This window comes from Mesorhizobium sp. M0408 (genome assembly GCF_040321495.1).
GTDB lineage: Bacteria > Pseudomonadota > Alphaproteobacteria > Rhizobiales > Rhizobiaceae > Mesorhizobium.
Window position 1 is genome coordinate 135,680 of the sequence record NZ_JAMYRO010000017.1, and the last position, 19,277, is coordinate 154,956.

18 protein-coding genes are annotated in these 19,277 nt (G+C 62.9%); 10 read left to right on the forward strand and 8 right to left on the reverse strand.

Annotated elements, in window-relative coordinates:
- Positions 1 to 214: 214 nt before the first annotated feature.
- From NKI67_RS20875 to NKI67_RS20885, 3 genes are all read right to left on the reverse strand, one after another.
- Entirely contained in the window at positions 215 to 646 is a 432-nt protein-coding gene (locus tag NKI67_RS20875) for a YybH family protein (protein ID WP_023674442.1), read from the reverse strand.
- A gap of 737 nt (positions 647 to 1,383) precedes the next feature.
- On the reverse strand, positions 1,384 to 2,046 hold the full coding sequence (locus NKI67_RS20880; protein WP_352571494.1) for an acyl-homoserine-lactone synthase: 663 nt from the start codon (positions 2,044 to 2,046) through the stop codon (positions 1,384 to 1,386).
- 83 nt (positions 2,047 to 2,129) lie between these two features.
- Positions 2,130 to 2,852 carry a LuxR family transcriptional regulator gene (locus NKI67_RS20885; protein WP_352571495.1) on the reverse strand — a complete coding sequence of 241 codons (723 nt, stop codon included), beginning with the start codon at positions 2,850 to 2,852 and terminating at the stop codon, positions 2,130 to 2,132.
- Positions 2,853 to 3,002: 150 nt separating this feature from the next.
- Between NKI67_RS20885 and NKI67_RS20890 the strand changes: the two genes are divergently transcribed.
- Genes NKI67_RS20890 through NKI67_RS20900 form a run of 3 tightly spaced genes read left to right on the forward strand, consistent with a single transcriptional unit; the run spans position 3,003 to position 5,739 of the window.
- Positions 3,003 to 3,650 (forward strand): cysteine hydrolase family protein, encoded by a 648-nt coding sequence (locus tag NKI67_RS20890; RefSeq protein ID WP_352571496.1) that lies wholly within the window; start codon positions 3,003 to 3,005, stop codon positions 3,648 to 3,650.
- Positions 3,647 to 4,960 (forward strand): type I glutamate--ammonia ligase, encoded by a 1,314-nt coding sequence (locus tag NKI67_RS20895; protein ID WP_352646588.1) that lies wholly within the window; start codon positions 3,647 to 3,649, stop codon positions 4,958 to 4,960. Before NKI67_RS20890 ends, NKI67_RS20895 begins: the two co-directional genes overlap by 4 nt.
- A complete protein-coding gene (locus NKI67_RS20900; protein WP_352646591.1) occupies positions 4,960 to 5,739 on the forward strand; it encodes an N-formylglutamate amidohydrolase in 780 nt (259 codons plus the stop codon). The genes NKI67_RS20895 and NKI67_RS20900 overlap by 1 nt, the downstream gene beginning before the upstream one ends.
- Positions 5,740 to 5,796: 57 nt before the next feature.
- Here the strand turns inward: NKI67_RS20900 and NKI67_RS20905 are convergent, their stop codons facing one another.
- Positions 5,797 to 6,582, reverse strand: coding sequence for a hypothetical protein (locus NKI67_RS20905; protein WP_352516779.1), 786 nt, complete (start codon positions 6,580 to 6,582; stop codon positions 5,797 to 5,799).
- Between the two features lie 154 nt (positions 6,583 to 6,736).
- Positions 6,737 to 7,519 carry a hypothetical protein gene (locus tag NKI67_RS20910; protein ID WP_352516778.1) on the reverse strand — a complete coding sequence of 261 codons (783 nt, stop codon included), beginning with the start codon at positions 7,517 to 7,519 and terminating at the stop codon, positions 6,737 to 6,739.
- A 143-nt stretch (positions 7,520 to 7,662) separates the two neighbouring features.
- Between NKI67_RS20910 and NKI67_RS20915 the strand changes: the two genes are divergently transcribed.
- The 6 genes from NKI67_RS20915 to NKI67_RS20940 are packed head-to-tail and all read left to right on the forward strand — an operon-like array spanning position 7,663 to position 13,619.
- A complete protein-coding gene (locus NKI67_RS20915; RefSeq protein ID WP_352646593.1) occupies positions 7,663 to 8,295 on the forward strand; it encodes a DUF4129 domain-containing protein in 633 nt (210 codons plus the stop codon).
- Complete coding sequence (locus tag NKI67_RS20920; RefSeq protein ID WP_352641681.1) at positions 8,292 to 9,491, forward strand: DUF4350 domain-containing protein; 1,200 nt, start codon at positions 8,292 to 8,294, stop codon at positions 9,489 to 9,491. The genes NKI67_RS20915 and NKI67_RS20920 overlap by 4 nt, the downstream gene beginning before the upstream one ends.
- Positions 9,478 to 10,434, forward strand: coding sequence for an AAA family ATPase (locus NKI67_RS20925; RefSeq protein ID WP_292661489.1), 957 nt, complete (start codon positions 9,478 to 9,480; stop codon positions 10,432 to 10,434). The genes NKI67_RS20920 and NKI67_RS20925 overlap by 14 nt, the downstream gene beginning before the upstream one ends.
- Positions 10,431 to 11,738 (forward strand): DUF58 domain-containing protein, encoded by a 1,308-nt coding sequence (locus NKI67_RS20930; RefSeq protein WP_352621001.1) that lies wholly within the window; start codon positions 10,431 to 10,433, stop codon positions 11,736 to 11,738. The genes NKI67_RS20925 and NKI67_RS20930 overlap by 4 nt, the downstream gene beginning before the upstream one ends.
- The gene (locus NKI67_RS20935) at positions 11,735 to 12,766 is read left to right on the forward strand and encodes a stage II sporulation protein M (protein WP_245274615.1); all 1,032 of its coding nucleotides are present in this window, start codon (positions 11,735 to 11,737) and stop codon (positions 12,764 to 12,766) included. The genes NKI67_RS20930 and NKI67_RS20935 overlap by 4 nt, the downstream gene beginning before the upstream one ends.
- Entirely contained in the window at positions 12,753 to 13,619 is an 867-nt protein-coding gene (locus tag NKI67_RS20940; RefSeq protein WP_023674430.1) for an RDD family protein, read from the forward strand. Before NKI67_RS20935 ends, NKI67_RS20940 begins: the two co-directional genes overlap by 14 nt.
- A 409-nt stretch (positions 13,620 to 14,028) precedes the next feature.
- On the opposite strand, the gene NKI67_RS20945 is transcribed toward NKI67_RS20940, so the two are convergent.
- Entirely contained in the window at positions 14,029 to 14,715 is a 687-nt protein-coding gene (locus tag NKI67_RS20945; RefSeq protein WP_023674428.1) for a D-lyxose/D-mannose family sugar isomerase, read from the reverse strand.
- Between the two features lie 246 nt (positions 14,716 to 14,961).
- Between NKI67_RS20945 and NKI67_RS20950 the strand changes: the two genes are divergently transcribed.
- Complete coding sequence (locus tag NKI67_RS20950; RefSeq protein ID WP_023674427.1) at positions 14,962 to 16,020, forward strand: D-TA family PLP-dependent enzyme; 1,059 nt, start codon at positions 14,962 to 14,964, stop codon at positions 16,018 to 16,020.
- A 245-nt stretch (positions 16,021 to 16,265) separates the two neighbouring features.
- On the opposite strand, the gene NKI67_RS20955 is transcribed toward NKI67_RS20950, so the two are convergent.
- Positions 16,266 to 17,018 (reverse strand): heme ABC transporter permease, encoded by a 753-nt coding sequence (locus tag NKI67_RS20955; protein WP_023674426.1) that lies wholly within the window; start codon positions 17,016 to 17,018, stop codon positions 16,266 to 16,268.
- A gap of 259 nt (positions 17,019 to 17,277) precedes the next feature.
- Positions 17,278 to 19,047, reverse strand: coding sequence for a glucan ABC transporter ATP-binding protein/ permease (locus NKI67_RS20960; protein ID WP_023674425.1), 1,770 nt, complete (start codon positions 19,045 to 19,047; stop codon positions 17,278 to 17,280).
- Positions 19,048 to 19,277: the final 230 nt, after the last annotated feature.

Below are 19,277 nucleotides of genomic sequence, written 5' to 3' on the forward strand. Positions count from 1 at the left end.
AGCCAAAGTGTTTTCACGTCCGAAGACTATGTGTTCCACAAGAACTGCTCATCGAATATTGCCGCGTCGCCGATGTCGCGGTTTTCGATGCACCCGTGGGCCGAGAGCATCGCCGGGCAAATCGGCAAAGCCGTGAGAACCCGGAACGAGGCGCGCGGCGAAAAGAAAATAGCGGACTGTCACCGTAATTCCTAAAACCTCTCCGGCAACCCTTCTACTCCCCGACAATGGACGTCGGCGGGCGTGCCGAGGTTATCGGATCGGCATGACGAAGGACGATCCTCCACGCGCCTTCCTCGCGCCGGAATATGGTGGTGACTCGAAGCGCAATCGGCACCAGTTTGTTGCCACCACCGACCTTGGATTGGAACCGCTCGACCTCGATGATGTATCCCAAGTCGGCTGTCGCATACTCCGAGATGCGCTCAAATCCGATGGCCTTGCCGTGCCGGTAATTGGTGGCGGCCCGTTCCATGGTCTCAGCGGCCTTTCTCCATCCCTTCGCCGGCGGGCCAAAGGGATTGGCAATAATGACGTCGTCCTGTCGCGAGTAGAGGTTTTTCAAGGGCTCAGGATCGCCCTTTACGAAGGCATCCAGAGCCAGATGATCCTGCTCGATAAATTTCGTTAGGTCGGAGGCTAACATCTTAACATCGCCACATGACTAAAAAGAGAACTCTATCAAGCGCTTCATCCGCCCTTCGCCTTGCCGTAGGCATTCGAGCTGGTGTCCCGAGTATAGATCAGAATTACGGTGACAGTGCACTTTTTACCATGTCGCCCTCGCCGCACGTGCACCTTGCCGGTGTTCCCGGTCTGCCGCATCCCCAGCACCGTACGGGTGAGCCAAAGTGTTTTCACGTCCGAAGACTATGTGTTCCACAAGAACTGCTCATCGAGTATCGCCGCGTCGCCGATGTCGCGGTTTTCGATGCCCCGTGGGCCGAGAGCATCGCCGAGGAAATCGGCAAGGCCGTGAGCCCGGGAAAACGAGGCAGGCGGCGAAAAGAAAATAGTGCACCGTCACCGTAATCCGCTCACAGGCCTCTAGCTGTGGCGGCGCCTTCACTAGACGGTGGAAACTATGACTGCCGTGAAATCGGTAGGCGGAAATACCCTTCCACTTGTGTCCTGAGCTGACTGCATCACGACGATGTATTCCGATCCAACCTGCTTGATCCAATAGCTACTCGTTACATGAGGAACGTTATGACAGTGAGATACTATTGGCACAAAATGCCCTTTGTACTTTTCTGCAATTTCAAATGATAACACATTGTTTTCCCATTTCACATTTGCCGAATGTTCCGCGAGCTGACCTTCCTTTATTCTGGCTGACGCAAGAATGACAGACATAATTACCCTCCCAGTTAACCATTAGACTTAGACCCGATTACAGACCAATGACACGCTGGTTTCTAGGAGGAACGGTATTTGCGTTCCACACCGAACCAACAACGAATGCTCAACCCCTAGTATCTTCCGCACGCTCGACAGCGCCGCCTCATTCACCTCGATATAGGCGACGATGTACCACTCGCCGTTTTCTTCCCTGGCCATGCCCATCGGCTCGGCCCGCCATTTGAGCGCACCGTGGTGCGGCATGAAGTAGGTTTCCTGGATGCCGCCGACTGCGCTGAGGCCCTCGTCGAGAGCGTATTCCATCACCGCGCAGCACAGCTGCGTCAGCGTGCCCCTCAGTCCAGCAGTTCGTTTATCGGGAACGACGAATGTGCGCGTCCATTCGGCCCAATCGGGACGCCTCGGGACGCCCGATCTTTCGCACATGTGAGAAAAGACCTCCGAGACCATATGCGGCTCGCTCGTTGGGATCAATCGAGCCGAAGTCACCACACGACCATCTTCGATACCGAGCAGGTAAGTCGCCGCGTCTGTATCGAATTGGTCCAGCTCGCGACCGTCCGGGCTTGGAGGGCGCCAATGTTTCTGGTGCACGAAAAAGTCGTGCCGGCGGCGCAGAAACTCGTCGAATTCGTTTTCATAGAGATGCTTGTTATGCGCATTGACTACGTGGGCCGTTATCATGGCGCGATCCCCCGATCGTTCTCAACGGGATACTCGCAGTCGCGCTAATATACGTCACCTGTCCGATGGGACAGTTGACGCGTTTAGGGGTGGATCAGACGCCGGCGCACCGCCTCGACGACCGCCTGCGTGGTCGTTGCGACGCCAAAAGCCTCGCGAGCCCGTGTCGAGTGCCATTTGACCGTGCGCTCGGTCAGGCCAAGGATCTGCGAGGTTTCCGATGAGGTCTTGCCAGCCGCGGCCCACAAGAGCACTTCTTTTTCGCGGTCGGTCAGCACGCCCTCGTGGTCATCGTCGTCATTCGCCAAGGCCTGGATCGACATGCCCGCGTATACCGCCATGGTCACCAGTTGCACCTGATGGCGCGGCGACAGGGTGCAGGACTTCGTGGAAGACGCAAACGACAGCACGGATTGCCAATGATGAACGCTGAGCATCGGTACGGCGAAGCCGCTACAGATGCCGAACTCTGTCGCCTCGCCGGCAACGCGTCGCGAGCCCTGCGTATCCGACCACTTTGCCGGGACTTCGGACCAGAGGAACGGCTTCAAGGTCTTTGCCGAGTAAACGCAAACGCCGTCGACGGCGGCATGATCGGCCTCGACATAGCGCTCGAACCAGCCGGCCGGCCAGCCATTCAGTTCGACCATCGGTGCAAGCTTCTGGCCACCAAGCGGCACGCCGCTCAGGATAAGGTGCTCGAAGCCGAGATTCCTCACGGTTTCAAGCAGGTCGCTCAGCAGCGGCCCGGTAGCTGTGTGTTTCCTGCAGCGTTCGACAAAGTCGAACACATCTGAATCGATCATGACAGAGACCCCCGTCTCCACGCCGAAAACAAAGTTTAACTCAAATTAGCAACTTCGAATACTCCCAATAAGTGTGTCCGCGACGCAGGACGCGTGGACCAAAATCAGCTAAATCAGCCAGACGTGATCAGCGAAGCAGGACCACCAAGCATGACGCCAGCATTGCCGAAACGAAACGAGCCGTTCCGGGCTGGCGAAACTGCGCTGCTGCTGGTCGACATGCAACGGGTCTGGCTGGAGCCGGGTGCCGATCCGGCGCATCCGGAGCGCGGTTCCGACCACTATTTCTACCGGCAGACGGCGTCGCAAACGATCCCCAACCAGGAGCGCCTGCTGGCGGCGGCGCGGGCCAACGGCGTCGAGGTGATCCATACCATCATCCAGAGCCTGACCGAGGACGGCCGCGACCGCTCGCTCGACCACAAGCTGACGCCGATCCATATCGCGCCGAGCCGGCCGGAGGGGCTGCCGGTGCCGTCGCTGGCGCCGGTCGGCGACGAGATCATGCTGCCGAAGACATCGTCGGGTGTCTTCAACTCGACCAACATCGATTATGTCCTGAAAAACCTCGGCGTGCGTTACCTGGTCGTCGCCGGCATCATGACCGACCAGTGCGTCGACATGGCGGTGCGCGATGCCGCCGATCGCGGCTATCTCGTCACCTGCGTATCGGATGCCTGCGCCGCCGCCACGCGGGAGCGCCATGATGGCGCGCTCGAGGCTTTCGGCGGCTATTGCTGGGTCGCAGATACCGCCATCGTTACTGCCCGTTTCGAAGCCTTGGGAAAAGCTGCATGACCGTCGAACCGCTGGTTGCCGTCGTCACCACCGATCTTTCGGCGATCACGCGCGGCCGCTCCGTCGTCGAAAGCAGGCTGCAGAAGATCGCCGCGACCGGCGTCGGCTGGCTGCAGGCCAATCTGTCGCTGACGCCGTTCAACTCGATCGTCGATCCCAATCCCTGGGGTTCGTCCGGCGATGTGCGGCTCGTTCCCGATCTCAACGCGCGGTTCCGCACGGCGCTGACCGGATCGGCGACGCCCTTCGACATGGTCGCCGCCAACATCGTCGAACTCGACGGCAGCCCGTGGGTCGGCTGTACGCGGACCATGCTCAAGGATGCGCTTACTGAGTTGAAGGCAGCGGCCGGGCTTTCCGTCATCGCCGCCTTCGAGCATGAATTCCATATCGAGGGCGACTTCGGCCCGGCTCATTCGATGTCGTTGGCAGCACTGCGCCGCGCCGACCCGTTCGCCGCCAATCTGATGGCGGCGCTGGCGGAAGCCGGCGTCGCGCCCGAAGTGGTGATCGCCGAATTCGGCACCGACCAGTTCGAGGTGACATGCGAGCCGGCCGATGCGCTCGCCGCGGCCGATCGCGCCGTCGCCATCCGCGAGATCACGCGCGAAGTCGCGCGATGTGCCGGCTGGCGGGCGAGCTTCGCGCCCAAAACCGCGCCCGATGCCGTCGGCAACGGCGTCCACATCCATTTCAGTTTCGTCGACGAGGCCGGCAAGCCGGCGACCTACGATCCGGCCCAGCCTGGCGGCCTTTCCAGCCGTGCCGCTTCGTTCTGTGCCGGCGTGCTGCGCCACCTGCCCGCGATCACCGCCATGACGGCGGCGAGTGTGTCGTCCTACTACCGGCTGAAGCCGCATAGCTGGAGCTCGTCCTACACCTGGCTTGCCGATCGCGACCGCGAGGCGAGCCTGCGCATCTGCCCGACGGTGACGATCGGCGGGCGCGATCCGGCGCGGCAGTACAACATCGAATACCGGGCAGCCGACGCCACCGGCAATCCATATCTATCGCTGGCGGCGATCGTGCGCGCCGGGCTGGAGGGGCTGAAGGCCAAGCTGCCGGCGCCGCCGCTTGTCTCGGGCGACCCGACGCAGATGAGCGGTTCCGAGCGCAAGAAGCTTGGCCTCGTGCGGCTGCCGGAAACGCTGCCTGCGGCACTCGACGCGCTCGTTGCCGACAAGACCGTCACCGGATGGTTCGCGCCGGTGTTCGTCGAGACCTTTGTCGGCCTCAAGCGGCATGAGTCCGAGCGCCTCGCTGGTCTCGACCCAGTGGCGGTCTGCGATCTCTACCGGACGCTGTATTGATGGCTGAGCCGCTTGCTAACGCCATCCTACCGGAAGGTTGGCTTCCAGCGGTCGAAGCAATCAACGAAACGGGGCGTTCCGATATCGTTTTGATATGCGAGCACGCTTCCAATCATATTCCGGCAGAGTATGCGCGGCTCGGTCTCGACAGCAGCCATTTGCAGCGCCATATCGCCTGGGACATCGGCGCCGCCGAAGTGACTCGTGTTCTGTCAAGACTGCTCGACGCTCCGGCTTTCCTCAGCTCCTATTCGCGGCTTTTGATCGATCTCAACCGGCCGCTTGGTTCCAGCGGCAGCATTCCGGTGCTATCGGAAGGCACTGACATCCCCGGCAATGTCGGCCTCGATCCGGAGGAGCGAAGCCGGCGTGCCGAAATCCTGTTCGCGCCGTTTCATGACCGCGTCGCCGCTCATCTCGATGACCGGGCGAAGCAGGGCAGACCGACGCGGATCGCGACGATCCACTCCTTCACGCCGGTCTTCCTCGGCATTGCGCGACCCTGGCACGCCGGCGTGCTTTACGATCGGGCAGTCGATTTCGGCCAGGCAGTGCTTGCCGGCCTGCGCGCCGACAGAGCGCTCAACGCCGCGGCAAACGAGCCCTACGTGATCAGCCGTGACGGCGACTATGCCATACCCGTCCATGGCGACGATCGCGGCATTCCCGCGGTCCTTATCGAGATCAGGCAGGACCTGCTGGCGAGCCGCTCCGGCATCGAGGAATGGGCGAAGCGGCTGACGGCCGTCTTGCCGGCACAGCTGACTAAGGAGTCGTGAAAGAGCTCGGCCGAGTGAGCGCAAAGCGAGAGCCTACGGTCGGCCTGGCCACCGTCCTCAGGAGAAGATTTGCGACAGTTCTTCGACGCTGGTGCCTTCCTTGACCTGACGCAGCTCGACATAGCTGACCGCGGTGGCAATCGACGTCACCATTGACGATATCGTCGACACCAAAGTCGCCACTACAGCTCGCACTATGCCGCCCAACGGTTCGACAGCACTTTCAAGTGCCAACTGAATGGCCACCGAGGCCACGATCAGAACGAAGAACAGGCCGAACAGTGCCCAGCGGCTGCCTTTGGTAAGTTCACCGCTGCGCGCCATGGAGCCAGACACGCCGACCCGTTCCTGTACCAGAACCGGCACCGCTACCAGCCACCGGAGCCACAATATGATTCCGGGAATGACGAGCAGGATCAAGCCCAATCCTGCGCCCAGGACGACCAGCAGCCCGACGCCGAGCGTTGGCAGAAAACAGCCGATCGCTATCTTGATGCAGTCGGCAATGGATGGCTGCTTGCCGTTCAGATCCTCGATAGTCGCCCGGACCAGCGCAGACTGAAGCAACAGATCCAGGACAAAGGACATCAACACGACGCCGAACGTAATCAGAGAATCACGAGACATCATGCGGAGGCCGCCGAGGGCGGCATCAGGATCCCCTCGGGCGACGCCGGCCTGCGGCACCTGCATCCAAAGCTCATAAACAAGGGTCGAGAAACCCGAAAACAGCAATGCAAGTCCGAGGCAAAGCATGGGGTTGCGGCCGATGACCGCAAAACTGGCGCCGAAAACCCTGCCGATGCGAAATTTGTTGGGCTGGTCCAGCGTTATTGACGCCACGATATACCTCTACCTGTTTTGACCGGTCCGTCATTGCGACCCGGTGTTGGCCGACATTGACCCGCCGGCGGCAGCATGGCGAACGGCTGTCGCGGCTCGCCGGGCCCGCCTGATGTTCAGGCCGGTCCCGACGTGGTGCAGCCGCGCGACTTTGCTACGAGAAGATTTGCGACAGTTCTTCGACGCTGGTGCCTTCCTTGACCTGACGCAGCTCGACATAGCTGACCGCCGTGGCGACCGACAGCACCATCGACAGTACGGTCGACACCAAGGCTGCCGCCACATCGGCAATGATCCCGCCAAACATGACGATGACTGCCAGCATCACCCACTGGATGACCATCGCGATGACCATCAGGATCAAGAAGAGGCCAAATAGCGGCCAGCGGTTGCCCTTGGTCAGGACACGGCTACGCGACATCGAACCGAACACGCCAAGCCGCTCCTGGATCAGAACCGGCACCGCCACGCACCATCCGAGCCATAAGATGATGCCGGGAACCAGCAAAGCTATCGACGCCAGGCCCGCACCCAGGCCGACGAGCAGGCCAATACCGAGGGTCGGCAGCAAATTGCGGATGGCTATCTGAATGCAGTCGCCAAAGGTCGGCCGCTTGCCGTTCAAGTCCTCGATCGTCGCCCGCACCAGCGCCGACTGGAGCAGCAGCGCGAAAACGAAGGATAGCAATCCCGCAATAATCGTAAACCATGAATTCCGAAACATCATCGAGGGATCGGCCGCGGCGCCGGGGTCGCCCTGCAGAACCGCATCTATTTGCGGTTGGCTCCACAGCCGAAGAATAATCGCCGGCAAGCCTGAAAACAGCAGCGCGAGCCCAAGGCACAAGCCGATGTTGCGGCCGATCACGGCGAAGCTGTTGTTGAACACCCTGCCGATCTCGAATTTCTCAGGCCGTTCCAGTGTCGTTGAAGCCATGATTTCCCCCCGTGTTTCGCCGTAACAGTATCACGGCGCCCTAATAGTAATTCTGCCAAGATTAACGGTGGGCGTCCAGCCCACTTGCAATTGTTCCGCTGCATTGTCAGTGTCGGCAGGGAACCACAGGTTGCAGGGGAGCGGTGGCGTTGGCACAGCCAGGCACAGCGGAAGCCGAACGGCTGACCAATCTGCACAAGCAGCTGATCGCCGATGAGTCGATCCAGTTCGACCTGCCGGCCTATGTGCCGCCAAAGCCGCCCGAGTGGCTGAAGCCGCTGCAGGATTTTTTGTCGTGGCTCGGTCCCTACATGATCTATCTGTTCTGGGGGGCGGTGATATCGGGCGTCGCAATCATCCTGCTTTTGGTCTTCCTTGAGGTGAAAGGCATCGCCTGGCGGCTGCCGTGGCAGCGCGCTCGACCCGAAGTCGAAGACGAAGAAGCCTGGCGCCCCGACGCCGGCGCCGCGCAGATCCTGTTGTCGCAAGCGGATGCGCTGGCCGCACGCGGCGACTATGACGAGGCGGTTCACCTTTTGCTTCGGCGCAGCGTCGCCGATATTGCCGGCCGGCTGCCGGACTTCCTGCGCCCGTCGCTCACCGCGCGCGACATCGCCAATGCCTCTTCCCTGCCGGGAAGGGCGCGCCATGCGTTTACCGAGATCGCCCGCATTGTCGAGGCGGCGCTGTTCGCGCGCCGGCCGGTCGGCGCGGAAGGCTGGCGGCAGGCGCGCGGCGCCTATGAACGTTTCGCCTTCCGGGATGCCTGGACGTGAGTGCACCGGCGGTCGAGGCACAGGAGCCGTTCAATCGAAAGACACTGTTTTGGGGGATTTTCGCCAGCCTCCTTGCGGCAGCCGGTTTCTTCCTGCTGTCCACCTATGCTCCCGATTTCCGGCAACCCGGCAATGGCGGCGCCACGCCGCTGTCGAAAAGCGGTGTGGGCTACGCCGGCCTGGCGGAATGGCTGCGGCTCACCGGCGAAGCGCCCTTGATGGCGCGGACCGAAGACGATCTTGCCAGAGATATACTGCTGATCGTCACCATCTCGCCCGACAGCGATCCGGAGGCGCTCGACCACATCCTCAATCTTCGCCAGGACCAGAACACGCTCTTCGTGCTGCCCAAATGGCAGATCCTGCCGCTGCAGGGGCATGAAAGCTGGAACATGAAATTCGGGCGATTGCCCGGTTCGGTGGTGAACGAATGGCTTGGCCGCATCGCCGATGCGACGATCGGTGCCGGCCAGAGCACGGCAAAGCAACTCGACATCGAAGGCAACATGGTTGCCGCACCCGAAGAATTGCAGTGGGTGGCCGACAAGTACCCTCTCATCGCAGCCGGCAATGACAAGGCTGTGCTTACCGAACTGGACGACAAGCCGTTCTATATCCTGACTGACCCCGACCTGATCAACAACGCCGCCCTCAAGGATCCCGAAAAGGCAGCAGCCGCGCTCGGGCTGATTGCCTTGCTCCAGCCCGACGACGGCCCGGTGATGTTCGATCTGACGCTGCACGGCGCGGGGCGGAAGTATGATCTGGCCAAGCTTCTGGTCGAGCCGCCGTTCCTGGCGCTGACACTGACGATCCTGATCGCTGCGGCGCTGGCGTTCCTGCATGGCCTTGGCCGGTTCGGCCCGCCGCGTATCGACCAGCGCGCGATCGCCTTCGGCAAGCGTGCGCTGGTCGATACGACGGCGATGCTCATGCGGCGTGCCGGCCGGCTGGACGAGCTGGGAGGCCGCTATGCGGCCTTGATGCGGGTGCGCGCCGGCGCGCTGCTCGGGGCACCGCAAGGGTTGCAAGGCAAAGCGCTCGACCACTGGCTCGACTCTCGCGATAAGGAGCAAGCTGGCGGCTTCACGACGCGCTCGCAAGCGGCCGGCGAGGCGAAGAATCTGACGCAGATGCAACAGGCAGCAGAACGGCTGCATGACTGGACGGCAAGGAGGCTCGGTGAACGTCGATGATGTGAAGGCCCTGGCGACACGGATCAGGGAAGAAGTGGCCAAGGCGATCACCGGGCAGCACGATACGGTCGACCTGATGCTGACCGCCTTGTTTGCGGGCGGGCATATCCTGCTGGAAGGTCCTCCGGGCACGGCCAAGACAATGACGGCGCGCTGCTTCGCCCAGGCGCTTGGGATCGCCTACGGGCGGATCCAGTTCACGCCGGACCTGATGCCCGGCGATATCGTCGGGTCGAACATCTACAACTTCCAGACCGGGCAGTTCACGCTGACGCGCGGCCCGATCTTCTGCGATCTCCTGCTTGCCGACGAAATCAACCGCACGCCGCCCAAGACGCAGGCCGCACTGCTCGAGGCGATGCAGGAACATGCGGTCACCTTCGACGGCACCACGCATTCGCTCGGCCGCAATTTCATGGTCGTCGCGACCCAGAATCCGATCGAGCACCAGGGCGTCTATCCGCTGCCGGAGGCGCAGCTCGACCGCTTCCTGTTCAAGCACCGCGTCAGCTATCCCGGCCCGGAGGAAGAACGAGCCATCATCGTCCATCACGGCGGCGGCTCCGCCTCGCACGACATCGCGCAATATGGCATCGAGGCGCAGACGGACCGCGAGACGCTGCAGGAGGCACTCGCTACGGTCGGCTCCGTCACCCTTGTCGACGATGTCGTCGGCTATATAGCGGCGCTGGTACGGGCTACGCGTGAAAATGCCGATCTGGAAGTCGGCGCCAGTCCGCGCGCCGGCGCCATGCTGGCGCGGGCGGCGCGTGCCCGGGCGGCGCTGGACGGACGCGCCTATGTGATCCCCGACGACGTCAAGGCGCTGGCGGTGCCGGCGCTGCGTCATCGCGTCATCCTTTCGCCTGCGGCACAGATCGATGGCCGGCTGGTCGAGCAGATCGTCTCCGACCTGGTCGACCAGACGGAAGCACCACGTTGATCTATCCCAGCGGCCGAGCGGTATGGGCAGCTGCGGCCGGCGCGGTCCCGGCCTTCCTGGTCGCGCTGGCATTGCCGTCGTTCTGGTATCTGGGATTGCTGTGGAGTTGCCTGCTGCTTGCCTTCCTGGCGGTGGATGCCGCGGCCGGACGCGGACGGGCATCGCTGAGTGCCAGCATCGATGCGCCGCAGCAGGTCGGTGTTGGTGGGGAATTCGGCGTGCAAATCACCGCCCGTCACTCGGGGCCGCGCGCCGCGGAGGCTCGCGTCGGCCACGATGGGCGTCTGGCGCCGGTGGACAGCAGCGGCGGCGCCTTGCTGCCAACCGCCGGAGGCGGGTCGCTCTTCCTCCGCTTCCAGGCGCTGCGGCGCGGCGTCGCCAGCTTCGACCGTCTCTGGGTGCGCTGGCGCGGGCCATTCGGGCTGGTCTGGAACCAGGTCGTCCTGCCGGTGGAAAGCAAGGTTGCGGTGCTGCCCGACGTCAGCAGCGCTCGCGGCGAGGCGATCACGCTGCTGCAACATGCGGCGCTTGCCGAAGGCCATGCGCAGCGCCGCGCCGGTCAAGGCCGCGAGTTCGACGCGCTCAAGGATTACCAGCCGGGCATGGGCCGGCGGATGATCGACTGGAAGCGCAGCGCCCGCCACGGCAAGCTGTTGGCGCGCGAGTTCCGCATCGAGGAGAACAACAACATCGTGCTGGCCATCGATAGCGGACGCCTGATGTGCGAGCCGGTCGACGGTGTGCCGAAGGTGGACCGGGCGGTGACGGCCGCCCTGCTGTCGGCATTCATCGCGCTGAAGGGCGGTGACATGGTCAGCCTGTTCGGCTTCGATGCAAGGCCGCGCGTTTCGAGCGGCGCGGTGCGCGGCCCCGCCAGCTTTGCGATGATCCAGAAACGGGCCGCCGAGATCGACTACTCCAGCGAGGAGACCAATTTCACGCTGGCATTGACGACGCTGGCGGCGCGGCTCGACCGCCGCTCGCTGGTCATCATCTTCACCGATTTCGTCGATCCGATCAGTGCGGAATTGATGCTGCGCACCGTGGGCCGGCTCACCGAACGGCATCTCGTGCTGTTCATGATGATGAAGGACACCGAACTGGAGGGCCTGGCCGACCTGCCGCCACGCTCCGGCGAGGATGTTGCCCGCGCGGTCGTTGCCGGAGGGCTCTTGCGCGAAAGGCAGGTCGTCATCGGCCGGCTGCGCCTGCTCGGGGCGCATGTGATCGAAGCCGACCACAACCGGCTCGGTCCGGCGCTGGTCGAGCGCTATCTGCAGTTCAAGCAGGAGGATTTGCTGTGACGGCGCCGGTACGCGGCAATGCGATGCGCGGCGACGCGGTACGCCAGTCGCTAGCCAGCTTCCGCCGCGAGCGCGAGGCCGACTGGAAAGCATTCGAGGCGCTGCTGGCGCGTGTCGAGAAGCGTGCGCCGCGGACGCTTTCCGAAGAGGAGCTGCTGTCGCTGCCGCTGCTCTATCGATCGGCGCTGTCTTCCCTGTCGGTGGCGCGCGCGACCTCGCTCGATAATGCGCTGGTCGGCTATCTCGAAGCGCTGTCCCTGCGCGGTTATTTCTATCTCTACGGCGCGCGCCGCGGGCTGCGGCAGCGCCTCGCCGATTTCTTCCTGCATGACTGGCCCGAAGCCATTCGCGACCTGTGGCGCGAGACATTGGCGTCGGTCGCGCTGATGGTGATCGGCATTGGTGCAGGCGCCTGGCTGGTGGCATCCGACAAGAGCTGGTTCGGCGCGATCATCCCGCCCGGCCTGGCAGGAGGCCGCGGCCCCGACACCTCGGCCGAACTGCTGCGAGGCATGCTTTATGATGGCGACAATGGCTTTCTCTCAGGCTTTGCCGCCTATCTGTTCACGCACAACGTCCAGGTCGCAATCCTGGCCTTCGCCCTTGGCTTCGCCTTCGCGGTGCCGACGGTGCTGCTGATGCTGTTCAACGGCTGCATGATCGGGGCGTTGTTCCAAGTCTATTGGTCCAAGGGGCTTGGCATGGAGCTCGGCGGTTGGCTGGCCATCCACGGCACCAGCGAATTGTTCGCGATCGCTTTGGCCGGCGCGGCCGGCATGCGCATCGGCACCAGCATCGCCTTTCCCGGCGAATTGACACGCATGGCGGCAGCGGCTCGCGCCGGACGCATCGCCGCGAACGCCATGGTCGGGGTCTCAGTCATGCTGCTGTTTGCCGGGCTGCTCGAGGGCATTGGCAGGCAGACCATCACCAGCGACGTCACGCGCTACGGCATTGGCGGTGGCATGCTGGTGCTGTGGATCGGTTATTTCTACCTGTTCCGGGCGGTGCGGCATGGCGATCGTTAAACGCGCCGCCTTCGCGGCTATACGGCCGCTGATCACGCCCGAAGGCGTCGATCTCCGGATTAGGCTTGCTGACGCCGGCACGCGGGCCTCCGCCTTCCTGCTCGACATCGTGTTCATCGCCGTGGCTGCAATCGTGATCACGATCGTCGCGCTGTTCGGGGTGGGAGGCCTTGGCAGCGAGGGATTTCAGCCGCTCTTCGTAGTCTGGATCATCCTGATCTTCTTTCTGCGCAACGCCTACTTCATCGTTTTCGAAGCGGGCCGGCGCGCGGCTACGCCCGGCAAGCGGATCGTCGGCATCCGGGTCGCGTCGCGCAGCGGAGACGGCCTGTCGATCGACCAGGTCATCGCCCGCAACCTGATGCGCGAGATCGAGGTGTTCCTGCCGCTGTCGATCATCGTTGGACGCAGCGGGACCGACCTCGCCGACACGCTGACGACGGTGTTCGGACTGGTGTGGACGCTGTTGTTTGCCTTGTTCCCGCTGTTCAATCGAGACCGCATGCGGATCGGCGACCTGTTGGCGGGGACCTGGGTGGTCGAGGCGCCGAAGCGCGCCTTGCTTGAAGACCTGTCGGCACGGCAGGATCCGGCGGCCGGCGCCTTCCGGTTCAGCCACGCCCAACTCGATGCCTACGGGATTGCCGAACTCCACAAGCTGGAGGAGGTGCTGCGCCGCGACGACTATTTCGCCCTGCGGACGGTGGCCGAAACGATCGGACGCAAGATCGGCGCGGCACCCCAAGCCCATGACGCACGCCCGTTCCTGACGGTGTATTACGGGGAATTGCGGGCGCATCTCGAGCGCAAGCTGCTGCTGGGCAACCGCAGGGCCGACAAGCATGCGCGGTAGGGCGGAGAGACCGAAGGCGATGCAAGTCAAAATTAGCGAGACCGAAAAATCCCGAATTGAGCGCGCAATTCAGGCAGCAGTGTCTGGGTCCTGGGAAGAATTCAGCAGCCTCACCGACACTCCCTTTCCAAACGACGAATCGATGCGAGAGCAATTCGACGATTCCTCCCCCCGACTTCAGCAAGTGGGAGGAAATTGGAAACGAGAAACGGGCGTTGAGACCTGGATGACGGAGTGCGCCTAATAATAGCGAGAATAGAAGCGCCGCCCACGGTGGATATCGTTTTTTCACTGCACAGCACGAGCGAATTCAGTGACAGCACAATCGGTATTCGGACATTTTTGCAGCAGCTGAATTGGGACTCCTAGCTATCGGTTCCGGCATTTCCAACCAGCGCCACCTCCTCCCCTACCCCACCCACTTCTCATAATCGGATACCAGCAGGTGCAGCGGTGCTGTGTCCTCGTCGATGTCCGCGAAGCGGCCGATCGGCTCGCGGAAGACGTTGTCGGTGAGATCGTCGTTGACGGTCGAGACCTCGCCGATCAGCACGTCCTTGCCCTCGGCCCAGAAGGCATGCCAGACACCCGGCAGCAAAGTGACGCTCTGGCCTGGGTCGAGCTTCAGGAGCCCACCCGCAGGTAGTCTGTGGATGGTTCCGTCGACAGGCACCGATACTTCGGCCTTCGGATCGATGCCGCCATCGCGATCATGCATGAACAGCTCCAGCACCAGCTTGCCGCCGCCACGGTTGATGATGTCCTCGGCCTTGATGTTGTGGCGGTGCATCGGCGACAGCTGATCCTTGCGCGAGATCATGATCTTTTCGGCATAAAGCATGCCCATGCCCTTCTTCATGTCCTCGTAGCGGCCGTTGCGAACGGTGAACAGGAACAGGCCGAGCTCGTCGAATTTCTCCTGGCCGTAGTCGGTGATGTCCCAGCCAAGCCGCGACGAGAAGATTGCCGACGAATCCTGCCGGCGCGCCTTCATCTCTTCCGGCGACCAGTAGGCGAAGGGCGGCATGATGTAGCCGAACGAGCGGATGAAGGCGTCGGCGTCGCGGATGATATCGTTGATGGCGGAGCGTTTCATGATCGTGGTTCCTTCCCGTCGCTTTGCGAGCGCTAGAACGGTTCATCGTTTCACGGAAACGATGAACCGTTCTATCTTTTTTTGGACGCAATTCCGGACGGAAAACCGTTTCACACTTTTCCTGGAATTGCTCAAACCGCAATAGCCGAACGTCCATCCGGTGTCGATGCAAACTGCTGTCGCTGGCCCCATGACATGCGGTCCGATCAGGGCCATAAGGTCAACCAATTTTCGGATGGTGAGACCATGCGCAGCATAGACGACCTCGATACGCCGGCGATCCTGATCGATGCCGGCCGCGCCGAAGCCAATATCGCGCGGGCGCAGGCCCATGCCGACCGGCACGGGCTGAAGCTCAGGCCGCACATCAAGACCCACAAACTGCCCTACTGGGCAAAGAAGCAGATCGCGGCCGGCGCCGTCGGCATCACCTGCCAGAAGATCGGCGAGGCCGAGGTCATGGCCGACGCCGGACTGACCGACATCTTTCTGCCCTACAATATCCTCGGGCGGGCCAAGCTGGAGCGCCTCAAGGCGCTGCACGGCCGCGTAACCCTGTCGGTGACAACGGACAGCATGGACACGCTGATGGGACTTGCCGCCACCTTTACCGATCCCGGCCACCGCCTGCCGGTGCTGGTCGAATGCGACACCGGCATGGGCCGCTGCGGTGTGCAGTCGGCCGGCGAGGCAGTCGCGCTGGCGAGCGAGATCGACAAGGTCCGGGGGCTCGTCTTCGGCGGCTTGATGACCTACCCGGGGGCTGGCCGCGCCGCCGAGACCGAGGCGTGGCTCGCCGATGCGCAGCAAGCACTTGCCGCAGCCGGCCTTTCTTGCGAGCGCATCTCCAGCGGCGGCACACCCGATATGTGGCGTTCCGGCGAGCATAGCGTCGTTACCGAATACCGGCCCGGCACCTACATCTATCTCGACCGCTACCAGGTCGCCAAAGGCGTCGGCAGCCTCGACGATTGCGCACTGACGGTGCTGTCGACGGTGGTCAGCCACCCAACGCCGATACGCGCCATCCTCGACGCCGGCAGCAAGGCCCTGTCCAGCGATACGCTGGGGCTCGCCGATTTCGGCGAGCTGCTGGGCATTTCAGGCGCAAGGGTGACCAGCCTCAGCGAAGAGCACGGCAACGTCACGCTGTCAGGCGGCGCCGAGCTTCGCATCGGCGAGCGCGTGCGCGTCGTGCCCGACCATTGCTGCGTCGTCACCAACCTGTTCGACGAGGTGCATCTGATCGAAGGCGACAAGGTGATCGAGACGCTCCCGGTCAAGGCGCGAGGACGGATGGGGTGAGTCCAGCTGGAGCGCGTGCGCTTCAGGTACAAAATCCTTCAAACGCTGGAGGGACAGCGCCCGGACAGCGCCCCCCTCTGGCCTGCCGGCCATCTCCCCCTCAAGGGGGGAGATCGGTAGCTTCGCCGGTAGCGCCTCTCTTTCAACATTCGCGATTGGCGAAACGATACGTGACATTCAATCTCCCCCCTGGAGGGGGAGATGGCCGGCAGGCCAGAGGGGGGCGCGAAGGAACTCGACGGCGGTCAGTTAGCCTGCCTCGCGGCAACCCGGCGCATCGAAATGACGCGGCGGCGCCGGATCTCGGTGCGCATCGCCATCAGATGCAGCGCGAAGAACAGCACTGTGAAGCCGAGTGCCATCACCAGCAACGGCCACAACAGGCTTGGATCGATGGTCGGCCCGCCAAGCCGGAACACCGACGCCGGCTGATGCAGCGTGTTCCACCAGTCGACCGAAAATTTGATGATCGGAATGTTGATGAAGCCGACCAGGGTGATGATGGCGGCGGCCCAGGCGGCGCGCCCGGCATCGTCGAGCGCGCGGGTCAGCGCGATGATGCCGAGATACATCAGGAACAGTATGAAGACCGAGGTCAGCCGCGCGTCCCACACCCACCAGGTGCCCCACATCGGCTTGCCCCAGATCGAACCGGTGATCAGTGCAAGGGCGGTGAAGACGGCGCCGATGGGTGCCGCCGATTTTAGCGCCACGTCAGCCAGCGGATGGCGCCAGACCAGCGTGCCCAGTGCCGAGACCGCCATCAGCGTGTAGCACATCATGGCAAGCCAGGCGAAAGGCACGTGGATATACATGATGCGAACGGTGATGCCCTGCTGGAAGTCCTCAGGCGCCGTGAAGCTCATATAGAGACCCACGCCGAGGACGATGGCGGCCACGCTCGCCAACCACGGCACCACCTTGTCGACCAGCGCGACGAACCGCGTCGGGTTGGCAAGGTCCATCCAGCCGGAGAGGCGTGAAGTCGTATCGCTCATGCGGCTTTACATAGACCGCCGGCGGAGTTGCGGCAACCGCAGCGGCGGTACGTCTTCCCTTCTCCCCTTGCGGGAGAAGGTGGATCGGCGCGTAGCGTCGAGCCGGATGAGGGGTGCTGGACGGAGTGAGGCGCCAATGATCGCCGTGCGCCGAAGTCTGGATTTGGATGAAGATTTGCGCCAAGCTGGAGCACCCCTCATCCGACCTCGCTTCGCGAGGCCACCTTCTCCCGCAAGGGGAGAAGGCAAGCCGCGCTGCTCAGGCGGCTTCGTTCACCGGACGGCTGAGGCGGCGGACCTCCTCGTCGTTGAGCAGGCCGCCGGCGCGCAGCAGGCTGGCGAAGCGACCGTTGCGCAGCGACAGTTCGGTGAACCCGCCCATCTCGACCACCCGGCCCTTGTCCATGAACACGACCAGATCGGCGTCGCGAACGGTGGTCAGGCGGTGGGCGATGATGAAGGTGGTGCGGCCGCGCCGCAATTCGTCGATGGCGTCCTTGACGCGGTCTTCCGTCTCGACGTCGAGCGCGCTGGTCGCCTCGTCGAGAACCAGGATGGGCGCGTCCTTCAGCACGGCGCGGGCGATCGCGATGCGCTGGCGCTCGCCACCGGACAGCTGTCCGCCGCGTTCGCCGACGACCGTGTCGTAGCCCTCGCACTTTGACAGGATGAAATCCTGCGCGGCGGCGGCATTGGCCGCGGCATGGACCTCGTCATAGGTCGCCTCCGCGCGGCCGACGCGGATGTTGTCCTCGATCGAGCGGTTGAGCAGGCCGGCATCCTGGAAGACGGTGGCGATCGAATGGCGCAGCGACTTGCGGGTCACCGTGCGGGTGTCGATGCCGTCGATCAGGATACGGCCGCTGGACGGGGTGAAGACGCGCTGCAGAAGGTTGATGAGCGTCGTCTTGCCGGCGCCCGTGGGGCCGACGATGGCGACGGTCTGGCCGGCCTGGACCTCGAACGACGCGTCGTCGACGCCCTGCCCGGAATTGCCGAACTCGAAGCAGACGTTCTCGAAACGCACGTGACCCGTGACGTTGACGAGGTCGCGCAGCCCGTCGGGCTCGGCGGCATCGGAAGCGGAGTCCTCGAGATGATAGAATTCCTCGAGCTTGGCGCGTGCCTCGGAAATCTGGTTGGCGAAAGCCGACATCTGGTCGAGCCGGGCAATCAGCAGCGTGGCAAAGCCGGTAAAGGCTATGACGTCGCCGATGCGCAACTGGCCGTGCGTCACCAGGTAGGCGCCAATCAGAAGCACCACCATCATCGAAATCGTCGACGACAGGCGATGCAGCGCGTTGGCCATTGCCCACCAGTCGAGCACGGGGTTCTGCACATCGAGCAGATTCTTGACGTAGCGCTTCAGCGCCTCGGTCTCGTGGCCGATGCGGTTGTAGCTCTGGAGGACGGCGACGTTGCTGACCGAGTCGGTCACATGCGCAAACACCTTGTGGTAGTGACGCTCCACGGCCGCCTGGCCTTCCTTGGTGCGCCGCATCACCAGCCGTCCGATGCCGACATAGAGCGCGCCAAGCGCCAGCAGCACCATCGACATGCGGATATCCATGCTGAGCGCCGTGGGCACCAGCAGAACCAACGCGACCGCTGTCGACAGGTGCTGCCGCATGAATTCGAGCCAGAGGCTGAACAGGGTCTCGACCGCCCGCAGAAGCGTGTGCAGGGAATTGGAGGTGCCGCGCTGATGATGCCAGGCAAGCGGCATGGTGATGACGCGCTCGAACGACTGGCAAAGAACCTCGCTGCGCCGCTGGTGGGCAAAGCGATCAGCGCCGCGCGCCACCAGAACGAAGGCGACGATATTGAAAGCGCCGATGCCGGCCCACATTGCGAGCGTCGAGAACACCGAGCCGCGGTCCGAAATGGCATCGATCACCCGGCCGAACATGATCGGCTCGAGAATGGCGATAATGGCAAGCGCGACATTCGCCCCGCAGATAAACGCAACGCGTTTCCTGTCGGCAGCGAGATAACCAAGGGCTCGCCAGTAGATTTGCAGAAGTGACACTTCAGCTACTCCGCCAATTATTTATGGTGCAGTGCGTCATTTTTTGACTCGTATCGGTTGACGCGTCGCAAAACAATGCTCGTCTAGCTCTTCCGTTCCCATTCCGCGAACAAAAGATGACGACGCTTCGAAATTTGCCGTGATCGTCTAACAGTTTGAGATAAAAGGTGAAATGTCAGCGTTGCGGCAAAATCATGGCAGCTGGAAAGCACTGCCACAATTTTAATCAG

Coding starts and splice junctions, on each gene's coding strand:
- NKI67_RS20880 (WP_352571494.1), bottom strand. CDS start 2,046: ATGATAACGGCCCACGTAGTCAATGCGCATAACAAGCATCTCTATGAA.
- NKI67_RS20895 (WP_352646588.1), top strand. CDS start 3,647: ATGACCGTCGAACCGCTGGTTGCCGTCGTCACCACCGATCTTTCGGCG.
- NKI67_RS20910 (WP_352516778.1), bottom strand. CDS start 7,519: ATGGCTTCAACGACACTGGAACGGCCTGAGAAATTCGAGATCGGCAGG.
- NKI67_RS20955 (WP_023674426.1), bottom strand. CDS start 17,018: ATGAGCGATACGACTTCACGCCTCTCCGGCTGGATGGACCTTGCCAAC.
- NKI67_RS20950 (WP_023674427.1), top strand. CDS start 14,962: ATGCGCAGCATAGACGACCTCGATACGCCGGCGATCCTGATCGATGCC.
- NKI67_RS20885 (WP_352571495.1), bottom strand. CDS start 2,852: ATGATCGATTCAGATGTGTTCGACTTTGTCGAACGCTGCAGGAAACAC.
- NKI67_RS20900 (WP_352646591.1), top strand. CDS start 4,960: ATGGCTGAGCCGCTTGCTAACGCCATCCTACCGGAAGGTTGGCTTCCA.
- NKI67_RS20875 (WP_023674442.1), bottom strand. CDS start 646: ATGTTAGCCTCCGACCTAACGAAATTTATCGAGCAGGATCATCTGGCT.
- NKI67_RS20945 (WP_023674428.1), bottom strand. CDS start 14,715: ATGAAACGCTCCGCCATCAACGATATCATCCGCGACGCCGACGCCTTC.
- NKI67_RS20940 (WP_023674430.1), top strand. CDS start 12,753: ATGGCGATCGTTAAACGCGCCGCCTTCGCGGCTATACGGCCGCTGATC.
- NKI67_RS20890 (WP_352571496.1), top strand. CDS start 3,003: ATGACGCCAGCATTGCCGAAACGAAACGAGCCGTTCCGGGCTGGCGAA.